Below are 15,587 nucleotides of genomic sequence, written 5' to 3'. Positions count from 1 at the left end.
AAATTATATTTTAATAATTACTTGATTTCTTTGTGAACCGTTACTTTCTTAAGAACAGGGTTGTATTTTTTCAACTCTAATCTTTCAGTTGTGTTCTTTTTATTCTTTGTAGAAATGTATCTCGACATTCCTGGCATACCACTCTCTTTATGCTCTGTACATTCAAGGATTACTTGAACTCTGTTTCCTTTTTTTGCCATGATTCAATTACTTTTTAATCAATCCGTTTCTAGTTGCTCTTTCTAGAGCTTCCTCGATTCCAATCTTGTTAATCACTCTCAATCCATGAGCTGATACTTTCAGTGTTACGTGCTTATCTTGCTCCGGAAGGTAAAACTTCTTCTCCAATAAGTTAATTTCAAAACGACGCTTCGTTTTGTTATTAGCGTGAGAAACGTTGTTACCAACCATTGCACGCTTTCCTGTTATTTGGCAAATTCTTGACATATCTCGATGTTCTTATTTGTACTATAATATTTGAGAGTGCAAAATAACGAAGAATTTTTTAGATAGGCAAATCTTTTAGAAAATTATTTGTAATAACTTACTGATATTTACTTCAAACAATTTCCGTTTTGCCTGCTTATACTCCCTTATTTTTTTGAGTTCTCGCCTGAAACCGTTTTATTAAAAAATAAAACAACAAAAATCCCAGCGCAAAAATTGAAAATCTTGAAAGCAGATCACCGGCTTTTGTATAAAAAGTCATTGTATCATAGAGATTTATTTTTGCAAAAAGAGCCGTTTTGTCTCCGTAAAAAGTATCTTCAACGATTTCTCCTTTGGCATCAATATGAGCCGAAATTCCGCTGTTTGCAGCTCTTGCAATTTCTCTTCTTGTTTCGATAGCTCTTAATTTGGCATAAGACAAAAGCTGCTTATGTCCTTCCGAAACGCCCCACCAGGAATCATTGGTCATAATTCCCAAAAAGTTTGCTCCTTTTTTTACGTAACCGCCGGTAAATTCCCCATAAATGCTTTCATAACAGATAATGGGAGCAATTTTGCCTTTGTTGAAAGGATTGGCAAAAGCCACTCTTTCTTTATCAGTTCCAAGTGAAGCAACGGTTCCTCCCAGATTAAGCATAGCATCACCTAATAGAGGCTTTAAATAGCTCATATAAGGAAAGATTTCAACCCCCGGTACCAGCTTGCCTTTATGGTATACTTCAACATTTTTGTTTGGAATAACCTGAATTGCGGAATTAAAGCTTTCAACCCAAAGTCCGGGATTAAGCTGATAAGCTTCTTTAGGGAGATTTTCTCCGGATGTATAAAATTTATGTGAAGAAATTCCTGTAGCAAATACGGAGCCGGGATGTTTAGACAAAAATGTTTTAAGATTGTTCAGAATAATACTTTTTTCAAAACTGCGCTCGGAAATGGAGCCTCTGCCCGGAAGAGCAGTTTCCGGAGCGATATAATAGTCTATTTTTCCTGTTGTATTTTTTTCTGCCAGATCAAGAAGGTCATTCTCAATAACCAGGCTGTCTTTGGAATATTTTTCAGCATAAGGATCAAGGTCGGGCTGAAGCATCAATACATTGACGCTGCCGATCGGTTTTTCATTAAAGTTATTGTACTGCATAACCGAAATAATCATCGGGACGATAATCAGAGCTGCAACGATTGAGGTGTTTTTGATCAAATCTTTTCTTTTTCTTCCGGCCTGCCAGATTCTTACAGTATAGAAAATCAAAACATTTATTAATAAAATCCAAAAGCTTCCTCCTGTAGCGCCCAATGTGTCATACCATTGAATCAGCTTAGGATACTCTGAAAATACATTGCCCAGATTCAGCCATGGCCAGGTAAACTCCCAACCCAAATGAAATTTCTCGAAACTCATCCAGATCGCTATTAAAAAAGCGAGTCCCCAATAGGTTCCCTGCGCATTTTTATACCAGTGATAGCATTGAAATACCAAAGCATAAAGAAGGGAATTAACGAGCACAGGAAATAAAACCGCCAATATCGAGTGGCTTCCATCGGGATTTCTTGCGCCGTAAAGCCAGCCCGTTGTTACTATATTCCAGATAACAAAACATACATAGGACAATCCGAAAACTACCCAGCTTTTTCTTTTGTAATCTGAAAATTTGGAGACCCCATGTTCCATCATCAGAAGAGGAACCAAGGCAAAAAATATAAAAAACGGAACTCCGTAAGTAGGCCACGAAATGGATAATAGCATCGCTGAAATGAGCGTAAGTAAAACGTATTTCATTCAATTTATTTAATATACAAATTTAATGTTTTTGAAATGAATAAATTTGCATACGATGTTAAAGAATATTATAAAATGCCAGGTCGTAATTGACGTGACCTCAACTTCAGATTTTAATGGCAGGATTTAGCCATTCAGCTCCTTAGCACGTTTTTCCGCATTCATAATGCCTGTTTTCAGGATTTCTTTTAAATTATTCTCGTTAAAAGTTTTCAATGCAGCTTCTGTTGTGCCGCCTTTTGAGGCAACATCCTGAATAAGTTCTTCCAGATTTTTATCAGAATTATTAATCAGATGGTAGGCTCCGAGCATGGTTTGGGTTACAAAAAGTTTTGACAGGTTTTCATCTATTCCCATTTCAGTCCCTGCTTTAATCATGGCATCTATAATGTAATAAAAATATGCCGGTCCGCTTCCGGAAAGTGCGGTTACCCCGTCAAGCAATTCTTCGTTTTCGAGATAAACCGATCTTCCTGTTGAATTGAGTAATCTTTCAATATTGATTAACTGACTGAATGAAATTCCTTCAGCAGAGGTATAGCCGGTAATTCCCATCCCGAGCAGAGTAGGGGAATTGGGCATGGCTCTTACCACCAGGGGATGATTAAGTAATTGTTGAATTTTTTCGATTTTAATTCCTGCCATAATCGATAAAACCATCTGGTTTTCCCTGAGTGCAAATTTGAGATTTTCGGCAACATACGTGAAATCCTGAGGTTTTACAGCAATGATGATTAAATCGGCATTCAATTCTGTGACTTCATCAAAAGTCGAGATCTCAGATTTTGGAAAGTCTTCCGATATTTTTGAGAATTTAGATTGATTTCTTGTGATTAAATGAAGGTTTTCCGGTTTTATCAGTTCGTATTTCAGGAATGATTTTGAAAAGGAGAGGCCCATGTTTCCGGCCCCGAGAATAGCAATTTTCATATTGTGTGTTTGTTTTATGAATTAAAAAATTGTCTAAACTTTTTATTTAACGCAAAAGAAACAAAAGATTTGAATGATGTCGTTTAATGCTCACTTTAAAAATCTTTGATTTTTATTCTTTTAAAGCTTTATTGTTTAATGAACAACTATAAGATAACTTTTGTGTCTTTTGCGGTTAAATTTAATTACCTTAGATGAACTTGTATTTACCTTTGTTAATTAAGATCTTTGACAAGTTTTTATTTTATCTTAAATAATATTGACTTCCCTTTCCAGTTCAATCCCGAATTTTTCCTTCACAGAATTAATGATTTCCGTTGAAAAATCAAAGATTTCCTGTCCGGTTGCCTGTCCTGTAGCATTAATGATGACAAGAGCCTGTAGTTCATGAGAAGCGACATTTCCAATCTGTTTTCCTTTCCATCCGCATTGCTCGATCAGCCATCCTGCAGGAACTTTTACAAAATCTCCGTTCGCATAACCCGGAATTTGTGGGAAGCTTTCCTTTAACCGTTCAAACTGAAGCAAAGGAATCGTGGGGTTTTTAAAGAAACTTCCGGCGTTTCCGATTTCTTTTGGATTCGGGAGTTTGCTCTGCCTGATATTGATCACCGCTTGGGAAACATCCTGAATGGTAGGATTTTCAATTCCTAAGTGTTGCAGTTCAGACTGTATGGCTCCGTATTCTGTTTTAATATGATGATTATTTCGGGTCAGTTTGAAAGTCACGTCCAGAATTACATATTTTCCTTTCCCTTCCTGCTTAAAAACAGAATCTCTGTAGCCAAATCTGCATTGTTCCAGGTCGAAAGTCTCGAGCTGCATTTTTTCAAGGTTAAGAACGGTGCAGCTTACGAAAGTATCTTTGATTTCCGTGCCGTAAGCACCGATGTTCTGCATGGGTGATGTTCCTACATTGCCGGGAATCAGGGAAAGATTTTCCAGTCCGCCGTAATTCTTTTCAAGACAGAAAATCACGAATTCGTGCCAGTTTTCACCTGCCTTTGCGGTTACCAATACTTCATTATCGCTGATGAATTCTTCCTGAATTCCTTTTAAGCCGAGCTTAATAGCTAATCCTTCAAAATCTTTTGTCAGAAGAATATTGCTTCCTCCACCTAAAAATAATAAGGGTAAAGTACCTGTTTTTGAATAGTCCAGTGCATCGGTCAGCTCTTCTTTGGAATGTACTTCCATAAAGTATCTTGCTTTAGCGTCAACACCAAACGTATTATGTGTCTTAAGTGAAAAATTTTCCTGCATTTGTATTATTTAAACAAATTCTTTCATCTAATTTAAAATTAAAAACCTGTTTAAACTAATTCAGAATTAACCGCAAAAGTCACAAAAGATAATCACAATGCAATGATTAGTATATTCAAGTTCTCAAAAGAATAAAAATCGAAGATTTTTTAACTATTGTGACCTTTTTATTTGTATTCATCAACTTAAAATAAAAGCTGAACTCATCTTTTGTGACTTTTGTGGTTATATAAAAGTTTAGACAGGCTTAAAATGTCAGCAATCAATTACGGAAGAAAATTTCAAATCCAGGTTTTTATTGCTGATAACTATATTTTTTTGAGATTAAAGACTGAATTCAAGTTTATATTGATCAAGTGCATCTTTTAAAATAGCTGCACTTCTTTTCAGATCTTCTTCTTTTAAAACGTAAGCAATTCTTACCTGCTTTTTGCCGAGTTCAGGATTGCTATAAAATCCTCCGGCAGGCGCTACCATAATCGTTTCATTCTGGTTTGAATATTTTTCAAGCAGCCATTGTGCAAATTTTTCGGTATCGTCTACAGGAAGCTCTGCGACGCAATAGAAAGCACCTTTCGGTTTCGGACAGATTACTCCCGGGATCGCGTTTAAAGCATCTACTAATACATTTCTTCGGTGGGTATATTCCTCTCTTACTGCTCTGATGTACGCTCCGTCATTCTGGTGTGCCGCTGTTGCTGCAATTTGTCCCAATAAAACAGGACTTAGCCTTGCCTGCGCAAAAAGCATAGCTGCATCGTGGATTTTTTTAGAACGCGTAATCATACATCCGATTCTTACACCACACATAGAGTAACGTTTTGATTCGGAATCAATAATGATACAGTTTTCTGCCAGCTCAGGGAATGCAAGCATGGAAATCTGCTGCTTCCCGTCATATACATATTCTCTGTACACCTCATCTGAAATAACGACAATATCATATTTAAGGGCGATTTCCGCAAGTTTTTGAAGTTCTTCACGGGTATAAAGATATCCTGTCGGATTTCCGGGGTTGCAGATAACGATCGCTCTTGTTTTTGCTGTAATTTTTTTCTCAAATTCTTCAATCGGAGGAAGTGCAAATCCGGTGTCTATAGTAGAAGGAACGGCAACAACATTTACATTGAAAGTGCTTGTAAAACCATTGTAATTGGCATAATAAGGCTCCGGGATAATTACCTCGTCACCATCGTCACACAGTGTTGAAATGGCGAAATTCAAAGCTTCCGATCCTCCGTTGGTAACAATGAAATTATCTGTTGTAAGATCATTAAATCCCAATGAATGATAATAGTCTGTTAAAGCTTTCCTGTATTCTAAATTACCTTCTGAAAGAGCGTATTCCAAAACTTTAAGATCGATATTCTTTAAAGCATTCAGTGCTGTTTCCGGAGTTTCGATATCGGGCTGTCCGATGTTCAGGTGATAGACTTTTATTCCTTTCTGCTTTGCTTTCAGGGCAAATGGAACCAGTTTTCTTACCGGCGAAGGCGGCATGTGCAGTGCTCTGTTTGAAATATTCGGCATTGTTGAAAAATTTGTATGGCAAAAGTAAGATTTAATTTCGCAATATTAAAATTAAGGACAGTAAAGAGGCTTTTTTTATGATCGTAAGCTGTAATCAATTGGTGATGTAAATTATATTAATTAATTTTCGTTATTTTGAAAAAATTATAAAACTTAAAAAATGCAGATAGAATCCATTTCAATAGATGATTATCTTTCGAAAATTCCTGAAGAAAGACAGGAGGTTTTCAGGAAGCTATTTGACACCATTAATGACAATCTGCCGGAAGGGTTTTCGCAGGGCAGCAGTTACGGAATGATTGGATGGGGAGTTCCTTTGGAAACGTATCCTGCAGGATACCACTGTGCGCCGGGAACGCCTTTACCTTTTATAAGTATTGCTTCCCAGAAGAATTTTATTGCATTTTACCATATGGGAATGTATGCGAAACAGGATCTGCTGGATTGGTTTGTGGAGGAGTTCCCAAAATATTCCAAAAGAAAACTGGATATGGGAAAATCTTGTGTACGTTTCAAAAAAATGGATGATATTCCTTTTGAGTTATTGGCAGAAGTAAGTAAGAAAATGACCGTTCAGGATTGGATCGATTGTTATGAAGCAAATTTTAAAAAATAATTTTCTCTTTGCATTTTTTGCATCTGTGCTCATTCTCAGTTGCAGAAGTCATAAGATTTCAGGTCTGCAAAACGGCGATTTGCTTTTTGTAATAGCGAAAAGCAGCGGACTTTCGGGAGCAATTAATAATGTTACCCAGAAAGAGAAAAATGCTTCTTTCGACCATATCGGAATTCTGGAAAAAACTGATGGAAATTTGTATGTTTTGCATGCGGCTCCCAAAGGTGGCTCTCAAAAACAACCATTAAAAGATTTCCTGAAAGATCAGTTTGAAGAAGGACAAGCAGTTGTTGTTTACCGTTTGAAACCCCAGTATCAGGATGCAATACCTTCAGCTATTGAAAGAGCCAATGCAATGTTGGGAAAACCTTACAATTTCAATTATATTTTAGATGATGATTCATATTACTGTTCAGATTATATAGAAAGGGCTTTCAGGGAGAATCACATCTTTAGGCTGGAACCGATGACTTTTATAGACCCGGCAACAGGAAAAACTAATGCCTTTTGGGAAAGCTTTTACGCAAAAAAAAATCTTAAAGTTCCGGAAGGTGAGCCCGGATGTAATCCTAACGGACTGGCCGCGTCTGAAAAGCTTGACAGAATAAAAGCACTGAAATGGAGGTTTATCGATAAATAAGTAAAATAAGTAACGGATTCGCAAGAGTCCGTTTTTTTAGATTTATTTTTTAATAGGAATAAATTTAAAATTAATATCCTACTAATTTGGTGGACTAATATTTTTTTATATTTTTGTTGAAGCTTAACAATAGAAAATGAGTCGTTAAACCAATAGTTTTTGTTATGATAACACCTAATCCAAGCCTGCAGCTTTTAAACGGTAAAATAAACCTGCCTAAAAAAGAATTGATCCTTGAAATTGAACTGAATGGTAAAATGAAGTTCGAACAGCTGATGAATACGATCTACAATCAGTTCGGGATCTGTCACAGGGTGTTATCTGCTAACGTTGAATATGTAAACGGAAGAAGCTTCGGGGCTGTTCAGCTGTACATCAGCGTAAATTCGGAAGATTATGATGCGCTGGAACAATATCTTCAAAAAAATAAACTTCTGAGTACGACTGTAGAATATGTATGCAGGAGATACTTATAAGAAAGGTTCATATATAGTTTTTAAATACAAAAAGAAGCGTCCGGTTTTTTACCGGACGCTTTTTATATGATCATTAAGTACGATTGTATTAAATTCTCTCGATATCTGCACCTATCGCTTTTAATCTTCCGTCGATATTTTCATATCCTCTGTCGATCTGCTCAATATTGTGGATGATTGATTTGCCTTCTGCAGAAAGAGCGGCAATCAAAAGTGCATTTCCGGCCCTGATGTCAGGAGAAACCATGGTTGTTCCTCTTAGCGGAGTTTCCTGGTTTAGTCCGATTACCGTTGCACGGTGCGGATCGCAAAGAATGATCTGGGCGCCCATATCAATCAGCTTATCAACGAAGAATAATCTTGATTCAAACATTTTCTGGTGAACCAACAGGCTTCCTTTCGCCTGTGTTGCTACAACAAGGATAATGGAAAGAAGGTCTGGTGTGAATCCCGGCCATGGTGCATCTGAAATGGTAAGGATAGAACCGTCAATAAATTTCTGAATTTTATAATTTTCCTGAGCTGGGATAAAAATATCATCATCGCTTTGCTCAAGCTGGATACCAAGCTTTCTGAAGGTATTTGGGATTACACCCAGCTGGTTCCAGTTTACGTTTTTAATGGTAATTTCGGATTTGGTCATGGCGGCAAGACCGATCCATGATCCGATCTCAACCATATCCGGAAGCATGGTGTGCTCAGTTCCGCGAAGATGTTCAACTCCTTCAATGGTTAGTAAATTTGAGCCGATTCCGGAAATATTTGCCCCCATTCTGTTCAGCATTTTGCAAAGCTGTTGCAGATAAGGTTCGCACGCAGCATTGTAAATTCTTGTTTTTCCTTTTGCCAAAGCGGCAGCCATTACGATATTGGCAGTACCCGTTACCGAAGCTTCTTCCAACAGGATAAATTTTCCTCTCAGTTCTTTAGCTTTCAGCGAATAGAAAAACTCTTCTTCGTCATAATTAAATTCAGCTCCGAGTTCTACCAATCCCTGAAAGTGGGTGTCCAGTCTTCTTCTTCCGATTTTGTCACCTCCCGGAGTAGGCATATACGCTTCACCGTATCTTGCCAGCATAGGCCCCATAAGCATGATGGAACCTCTTAATTTCGCCCCATCTTTTTTGAATTCATTTGATTTGATATAATCAAAATTTACTTTATCTGCTTTGAAAGTATAATCGCCGTGTCCGTTCTTGGTAACCTTCACGCCGAAGTCTCCCAGAATTTCAATTAATCGATTAACGTCGTGGATATCGGGAATATTTTTAATTCTTACTTCCTCATCAGTTAATAAGACGGCACAAAGAATTTGTAGAGCTTCATTTTTTGCTCCTTGTGGAGTAATTTCACCTTGCAGTCTTTTTCCTCCTCTTATCTGAAATGTTCCACTCATGTCTACTTTCTGTTTTTATGATTGTTGTTGCTATTGTTATGTCTTCTTTTATTATTGGGCTGGTTTCTGTTGTTAGACTGGTTTCTGTTGTTATTATTACGGTTATTGTTATTGCTGGTATAATAGATTTTGCTTTTTTCAAGACTATCTATTCCCGTAAGATCCAGCCGGTTTTCAGAAAGTTCTTTCAGGTGGCGGAAGATAACGTCATCCGTTACATGTTCCTTATTATATACGTTATAAGATTTCTTCATATTGTTGGCAATAACCTCGATCAGGGCCTCTTTTTCATCCCCCTGCTCCAGTTCTATTGCTTTTTCAATTAATTGAAGAATACTTTTCCCGTAGAATTTGAAATCACCCTGAAGTTTTGGGTATTCCATTCTTTTTGGCGGTTCAGCCAGCTGTTCTCTGGTAGGGAAAGGATATGGTGAATCTACGTCAAGATCATAATCGGCAAGAATAAATAGGTGATCCCAAAGTTTATGCTTATAATTTTCTTCGTCGCGAAGCTGAGGGTTTCTCTGACCCATAAAATCAATGATGCCCATCGCCATTTCGCTTCTCTCTTCCTTTGAAGAAAGCTCTTTGCAACGTTCAACCAACTGTTGTATGATTCTGCCGTATTCCGGCAAATGAAGCTTGTTTTTTTGGGTGTTGTATTCCATAATATGCAAATATATGGATTAATAGAAAATGTGTACGAAAATCTTTAAAGTTTATGATTTTTTAATGATGTTTCAAATAAGACTCGAGTAAAGATTTCATGTTAAAAATAAAAATATTTCACAATCATTTGATATTATTTTAATAAAAGTGTAATTTAGTTAATACTTTAATAATCAAAAAAATAAGATATGAAAAAAACACACTTTCTATTTGTATTCCTGGCTTTTGGATGCGTTCAGTCCTGCCGGGAAAATGATGCGATCGCTGAGGAAACTTCGGCTAAGGAAGAAGTTCACAACAAAACCATACAGGTAACCCGTCACGACGGACGGCCTTTCAATACAGGGGAATCTCCGTATGCAAAATTTGTCGCAGGTCCCGGCGGAAGTGTTCTCATGCAGGGATTTTATTGGGATGTACCGGACGGAGGAAACTGGTGGAATACCGTGAAAGGAAAACTTACCGATTGGTCGAATGCCGGAATCGGAGCAGTCTGGCTGCCTCCTGCATCCAAAGCACAGAACGGAGCTTATTCTATGGGTTATGATCCGACTGATTATTATGATTTCGGAAATTATAATCAAAACGGAAGTATTGAGACGCGTTTCGGATCACGGGCAGAACTTGAAGCACTGATCACAAAAGCCCACGCAGAAAATATGCAGGTATATGCAGATATTGTCATCAATCATAACAGCGGCGGCCAGTCGGAGTACAATCCTTATGTAGGTTCAAATACCTGGACCAATTTTTCAGGTGTTGCTTCAGGAAAATTTCCAAGAAGCTACAATGATTTTTATAAAAATGCTTACGGGAATAACGATGAAGGTGCTTTCGGAGGTTTCCCAGACTTATGCCACGCCAATCCTTACGTTCAGGACTGGCTTTGGGGAAGGGACGATTCTGTCGGAAAATACTATAAAAATGTCATGAAATTCGATGGCTGGAGATTCGATTATGTAAAAGGTTTCGGGCCATGGGTGGTAAATACCTGGAATTCCAATGTCGGCGGTTTTTCCGTTGGGGAACTTTGGGACTCCAATGTTAATACGCTGGAATGGTGGGCGAATAATGCCAATAGCTCGGTATTTGATTTTGCGGCTTATTACAAAATGGATGATGCATTCGATAACGGGAATTTAAATGTATTGAATGACGATATGATGTGGAAAAGAAATCCCTTTAAAGCCGTTACTTTTGTCGCCAATCACGATACAGATATTATCTACAATAAAATGCTCGCTTATGCTTATATTTTAACCCATGAAGGATATCCTACAATTTTTTACAGAGATTATGAAGAATGGCTGAACAAAGAAAGGTTAAATAATCTTATCTGGATTCACAATAATAAAGCAACCGGAACAACTTCTATCCTTTATACCGATAATGACGAATACATTGCCCGAAGAAACGGATATAATGGAAATCCGGGATTGGTGGTATATATCAACAACTCTTCAAGCTGGCAGGAACGGTGGATCCAGACCAATTGGGCGAGTCAGCAGATTAAGGATTTCACAGGGAGTTCAACGTGGTATCCTACAACCCAATCGGATAAATGGGTAAAAATCCAGTGTGCACCAAACTCATATTCTGTTTGGTCACTGAATCAGTAAACATTTAAAATACTGTTTCTTCTGAAACAGTATTTTTTAAATTGGATATTTTTATCGTTTTTTTAAACCTGAATAAACTTCGCCCGCTGATGCGGAGTTGGTAAGTAACATTTTTGGTTGGCTAGTTTCATCCTGTTTTTGGATACCGTGTCATAAAGCTTATCACTTAAAAATGAAGGAACAATTTTACCTAATACAGAGAGTTTGTAAATACCGCCAAGTAAATTGGCAATCTTTAGAACCGCTTTGGACTTTTCCAGATAATACTGGCCGGGCCGCCAAAGATACATAGTGTTGAAAACTTTTGTATTCAGTCCTCTTTCGGATAGAAATTTCTGGCCAAAATCAGATTGCAGGGAAGCAAACATGAACTGGTCTTTTTTATCTCTTTCAAGAATCCATTGTACCCAGAAATTGCATACGCCGCAGTCACCGTCAAAAAATACAATATATTTATTTTCCCAGTTATCTTCCATGATGTTAAATTTAATAAAGCATTTTCCTTTCTGTTTCTGTTTTTTCTCTTTTAAAGTAATCTGTCAGAATCTTTCTCTGTTCATCGCTCAGTTTCGCATCCTGATGCCCCAAAAAATAGGAGTCAAGAGGCATCTCTTTTTTTTCAATCATTTCTATACATTCCTGCAATTTATGTGCCTGATTCTTTTGCTGATACATTGCAAATGTGGAAAAATTAAGTTCTTTTCTTCCTTCATCGATATGATTTTTCATAACCCACGAAGCCGGGGCAATGTTAGAGTACCAAGGATAATGTGTTTCGTTCGAATGACAATCGTAGCACGACGCCTTGATCAGACCGGCAATTTCAGGCGGGGTGTTTTTTATCTTTAAAAAATCCATGCCAGGTGTAGGTGCAGGATTCGTTTTGTCGATATGAAAGAACTGAATGATAATAAATGCTACCAGAATAACAGTTAAAACTTTTTTCATTTTTCAATGTTTAATTAAACATAAATGTACTATAAAATTTTGAGTTATATACACACATCAGATATGCTTTAAATCACAAAAAACTTTTTAATATCAGCAGAGATTATTTGTTGTGAAAATTTATAGATGATTTATAAAATAGATATGCAAGTTATTCTTAAATTTAACTGTATCAGAAACATTCAAAATATTAATTATCGTTTTTAACTATTATAAAAATACTTTTAATAGATTTCGTTTATTAAAAAACTTATGTAAGTTTGTCTCATAAATAATTTAAGAATCAACATAAAATTAACGACAATGGAAAAAGACTTGAATGACATCAGTAAATGCCCGTTTCATAACGGATCTATGAAAAAAGAAAATTTCGCCGGTGGCGGTACCAAAAATTCAGACTGGTGGCCGGATCAGCTGAAAGTAGATATTCTCCGGCAGCATTCATCCTTATCCAATCCCATGGATAAAGATTTTAACTATGCAGAAGAATTTAATAGTCTGGATCTTGAAGCGGTAAAAAAAGATCTTCATCACTTAATGACAGATTCACAGGACTGGTGGCCCGCTGATTTCGGACATTACGGACCTCTTTTTATCCGTATGGCCTGGCACAGCGCAGGAACATACCGTGTAGGAGACGGACGAGGAGGTGCCGGTGCAGGACAGCAGCGTTTTGCACCGCTGAACAGCTGGCCGGATAATGTGAATCTGGATAAAGCGAGAAGACTTCTATGGCCGATCAAACAAAAATATGGAAAGAAAATATCCTGGGCAGATCTTATGATTCTTACGGGAAATGTAGCCTTAGAATCCATGGGCTTTAAAACATTCGGATTTGCGGGAGGCCGTGAAGATGTATGGGAGCCGGATATGGATGTTTACTGGGGATCTGAAAAAACATGGCTCGGAGGTGATCTTCGCTATTCACACGGTTCAGACGGCGTTGTAGAAGGTCGCGGAGTATTGCCTACAGATGATGACGCAGACGGAGATATTCATACGCGAGATCTTGAAAAACCTTTGGCCGCCGTGCAGATGGGGCTTATTTATGTAAATCCTGAAGGCCCGGACGGAAACCCGGATCCGATAGCAGCCGCAAAAGATATCCGTGATACCTTTGGAAGAATGGCTATGAATGATGAAGAGACGGTGGCGCTTATCGCCGGAGGTCATACATTCGGGAAAACACACGGTGCAGGGCCGGCAGATCATGTTGGAAAAGAACCGGAAGCGGAAAGTATTGAAGCACAGGGATTCGGATGGAACAGTACTTACAATTCCGGAAAAGGAAGAGATGCAATCTCAAGCGGACTTGAAGTTACCTGGACAGAAACGCCTACTCAATGGAGCAATAATTTTTTCAAAAATCTTTTTGAAAACGAATGGGAACTTACTAAAAGTCCTGCCGGTGCCCATCAGTGGGTTGCGAAAAACGCCAGCGAAACCATTCCGGATGCTTTTGATCCCCATAAAAAGCACAGACCAACGATGCTCACGACAGATCTTTCCTTAAGATTTGATCCCGAATATGAAAAAATATCAAGACGATTTTATGAAAACCCGGATGCGTTTGCAGATGCTTTTGCAAGGGCTTGGTTTAAACTTACGCACAGAGATATGGGACCGAAAGCTCGTTATCTTGGACCGGAGGTTCCTTCCGAAGAACTCCTCTGGCAGGATCCGCTTCCTGCAGTAGATCATGTGTTAATTCACAATTCTGATATTGAAGCGTTGAAATCAAAAATTCTGGATTCAGGATTAAGTGTTTCTGAACTGGTATCAACAGCGTGGGCTTCTGCTTCCACCTTCAGAGGAAGTGATAAAAGAGGAGGAGCCAATGGAGCAAGAATCCGTCTTGTGCCTCAGAAAAACTGGGAAGTGAATAATCCGGCCCAGCTGCAGAAAGTTTTAAGTACGCTGGAAAATATTCAGAAAGAATTTAATGAAAGCCAGACCGGGGGGAAGAAAATTTCATTGGCGGATTTAATTGTCCTTGCAGGAAGTGCAGCGGTTGAAAAAGCAGTAAAAGATGCAGGCCATACGATTATCGTTCCTTTTTCACCGGGTAGAACAGATGCTTCACAGGAACAGACCGACGTAGAATCCATGCAGTTTTTGGAACCTTTGGCTGATGGGTTCAGAAATTATTTAAAGAAAAAATTCTCCGTTTCTACAGAATCTTTATTGATTGACAAAGCACAACTGCTAACGCTTACCGCTCCTGAACTTACTGTCCTTATTGGAGGAATGCGCGCGCTCAATGCTAATTTTGACGGTTCTCAACACGGAATCTTCACTAAGAGACCGGGATTTCTTACCAATGATTTTTTTGTCCATCTGCTGGATATGAGTACGCAGTGGAAACCAGTTTCTCAGGATAATGAACTCTATGAAGGGACAGACCGAAAGACCGGAGAAAAGAAATGGACTGCCACGCGGGCCGATCTGGTTTTTGGATCTAACTCTGAATTAAGAGCAATTGCCGAGGTATACGCAAGTTCTGACTCACAGGAAAAGTTTGTTAATGATTTTATTGCTGCCTGGGTAAAAGTAATGAACCTCGATCGATTTGACCTAAAATAATTTAACATAATTATAAAATACGTAAAAAGACAGCTTATTTTTTTGGCTGTCTTTTCTATTTTATTAATTTTATTAAAAAATATGTACATGATGAGAAAATTATTTCCTCTTTTGATTTTTTTAGGAATTTTTAATTTCGCACAAGTTGGCATCAATACAAACACTCCCAATGCTACATTAGAAGTAATAGGAAAACCTTCAATTGTAAGCTCTATGGACGGAATTATAGCGCCGAATATTATTGGCGATCAGCTGAGGTCAAAAACATATTCGGGTCTTCAGACCGGCGCTATCGTATATGTTACCGCAGCAGATTCTGCTCCCAGCGGACAGACAACTACAGTGACGACTCCGGGATATTATCTCTTTAACGGCAGCCGTTGGGTAAAACTTTTGTCTTCAGATGACCGGAGAATAAGAACGCTTGCAAGCGGTACGGTGGCTGCAGATGATTTTACCGTTCTTGTAACGGGAAATATAGCTTTGCCTACTCCTAATACGTCCAATACAGGCCGTGTGTATAATCTCATTAATGATACAACAGGAAATGTTACCGTAACTGGGACTTTCAGAATTAATGGCGGTAACTTTACCAATTACGGACTAAATAACAGCGACTTGGGAAGAGGCATTGTAGTACAAAGCAACGGCTCGGCTTGGGTCTTAATTTCCAGGTATTGATTGTAATTA

At 38.1% G+C, this 15,587-nt stretch carries 16 protein-coding genes; 6 read left to right on the top strand and 10 right to left on the bottom strand.

Features of this window, described 5'->3' with window-relative positions:
* Positions 1-17 precede the first annotated feature (17 nt).
* From rpmG to ACYT6F_RS01905, 6 genes are all read right to left on the bottom strand, one after another.
* On the bottom strand, positions 18-200 hold the full coding sequence (gene rpmG, locus ACYT6F_RS01930; RefSeq protein ID WP_027379950.1) for a 50S ribosomal protein L33: 183 nt from the start codon (positions 198-200) through the stop codon (positions 18-20).
* A 7-nt stretch (positions 201-207) separates the two neighbouring features.
* A complete protein-coding gene (gene rpmB / locus ACYT6F_RS01925; protein ID WP_029294538.1) occupies positions 208-447 on the bottom strand; it encodes a 50S ribosomal protein L28 in 240 nt (79 codons plus the stop codon).
* 136 nt (positions 448-583) lie between these two features.
* On the bottom strand, positions 584-2,227 hold the full coding sequence (gene lnt / locus ACYT6F_RS01920; protein WP_472599640.1) for an apolipoprotein N-acyltransferase: 1,644 nt from the start codon (positions 2,225-2,227) through the stop codon (positions 584-586).
* 126 nt (positions 2,228-2,353) lie between these two features.
* Positions 2,354-3,157 carry a pyrroline-5-carboxylate reductase gene (gene proC / locus ACYT6F_RS01915; protein ID WP_472599639.1) on the bottom strand — a complete coding sequence of 268 codons (804 nt, stop codon included), beginning with the start codon at positions 3,155-3,157 and terminating at the stop codon, positions 2,354-2,356.
* A gap of 249 nt (positions 3,158-3,406) precedes the next feature.
* Positions 3,407-4,426: a UDP-N-acetylmuramate dehydrogenase gene (gene murB, locus ACYT6F_RS01910; RefSeq protein WP_472601093.1), complete on the bottom strand. Its 1,020-nt coding sequence runs from the start codon at positions 4,424-4,426 to the stop codon at positions 3,407-3,409.
* Positions 4,427-4,744: 318 nt separating this feature from the next.
* Positions 4,745-5,950 (bottom strand): pyridoxal phosphate-dependent aminotransferase, encoded by a 1,206-nt coding sequence (locus tag ACYT6F_RS01905; protein WP_472599638.1) that lies wholly within the window; start codon positions 5,948-5,950, stop codon positions 4,745-4,747.
* Between the two features lie 160 nt (positions 5,951-6,110).
* On the opposite strand from ACYT6F_RS01905, the gene ACYT6F_RS01900 reads away from it, so the two are divergent.
* The 3 genes from ACYT6F_RS01900 to ACYT6F_RS01890 all read left to right on the top strand — a co-directional run bounded on the left by ACYT6F_RS01900 (position 6,111) and on the right by ACYT6F_RS01890 (position 7,682).
* Positions 6,111-6,566, top strand: a complete 456-nt coding sequence (locus tag ACYT6F_RS01900) for a DUF1801 domain-containing protein (RefSeq protein WP_472599637.1) — start codon at positions 6,111-6,113, stop codon at positions 6,564-6,566.
* Entirely contained in the window at positions 6,544-7,206 is a 663-nt protein-coding gene (locus ACYT6F_RS01895) for a YiiX/YebB-like N1pC/P60 family cysteine hydrolase (RefSeq protein ID WP_472599636.1), read from the top strand. Before ACYT6F_RS01900 ends, ACYT6F_RS01895 begins: the two co-directional genes overlap by 23 nt.
* 164 nt (positions 7,207-7,370) lie before the next feature.
* Entirely contained in the window at positions 7,371-7,682 is a 312-nt protein-coding gene (locus ACYT6F_RS01890) for an NIL domain-containing protein (RefSeq protein ID WP_472599635.1), read from the top strand.
* An 88-nt stretch (positions 7,683-7,770) separates the two neighbouring features.
* Here ACYT6F_RS01890 and murA read toward each other — a convergent pair whose 3' ends face one another.
* Positions 7,771-9,078, bottom strand: a complete 1,308-nt coding sequence (murA, locus tag ACYT6F_RS01885; protein WP_472599634.1) for a UDP-N-acetylglucosamine 1-carboxyvinyltransferase — start codon at positions 9,076-9,078, stop codon at positions 7,771-7,773.
* A gap of 2 nt (positions 9,079-9,080) precedes the next feature.
* Positions 9,081-9,746 (bottom strand): DUF4290 domain-containing protein, encoded by a 666-nt coding sequence (locus ACYT6F_RS01880; RefSeq protein WP_169229333.1) that lies wholly within the window; start codon positions 9,744-9,746, stop codon positions 9,081-9,083.
* 189 nt (positions 9,747-9,935) lie between these two features.
* Between ACYT6F_RS01880 and ACYT6F_RS01875 the strand changes: the two genes are divergently transcribed.
* Positions 9,936-11,366, top strand: a complete 1,431-nt coding sequence (locus tag ACYT6F_RS01875; protein ID WP_472599633.1) for an alpha-amylase — start codon at positions 9,936-9,938, stop codon at positions 11,364-11,366.
* A gap of 62 nt (positions 11,367-11,428) precedes the next feature.
* Here the strand turns inward: ACYT6F_RS01875 and ACYT6F_RS01870 are convergent, their stop codons facing one another.
* Together ACYT6F_RS01870 and ACYT6F_RS01865 are read right to left on the bottom strand one after the other, a co-directional pair.
* On the bottom strand, positions 11,429-11,842 hold the full coding sequence (locus tag ACYT6F_RS01870; protein WP_169229335.1) for a thiol-disulfide oxidoreductase DCC family protein: 414 nt from the start codon (positions 11,840-11,842) through the stop codon (positions 11,429-11,431).
* Positions 11,843-11,852: 10 nt separating this feature from the next.
* Complete coding sequence (locus tag ACYT6F_RS01865; protein WP_472599632.1) at positions 11,853-12,314, bottom strand: heme-binding domain-containing protein; 462 nt, start codon at positions 12,312-12,314, stop codon at positions 11,853-11,855.
* A gap of 303 nt (positions 12,315-12,617) precedes the next feature.
* Here ACYT6F_RS01865 and katG point away from each other — a divergent pair, with 303 nt between their 5' ends.
* The gene (gene katG / locus ACYT6F_RS01860) at positions 12,618-14,897 is read left to right on the top strand and encodes a catalase/peroxidase HPI (protein ID WP_472599631.1); all 2,280 of its coding nucleotides are present in this window, start codon (positions 12,618-12,620) and stop codon (positions 14,895-14,897) included.
* A gap of 87 nt (positions 14,898-14,984) precedes the next feature.
* On the top strand, positions 14,985-15,578 hold the full coding sequence (locus tag ACYT6F_RS01855) for a hypothetical protein (protein WP_472599630.1): 594 nt from the start codon (positions 14,985-14,987) through the stop codon (positions 15,576-15,578).
* Positions 15,579-15,587: the final 9 nt, after the last annotated feature.

Source organism: Chryseobacterium sp. NG-CE01, from assembly GCF_055695505.1.
The sequence above is the reverse complement of the archived record's forward strand: the minus strand, read 5'-3'. Positions and strand labels throughout refer to the sequence as shown.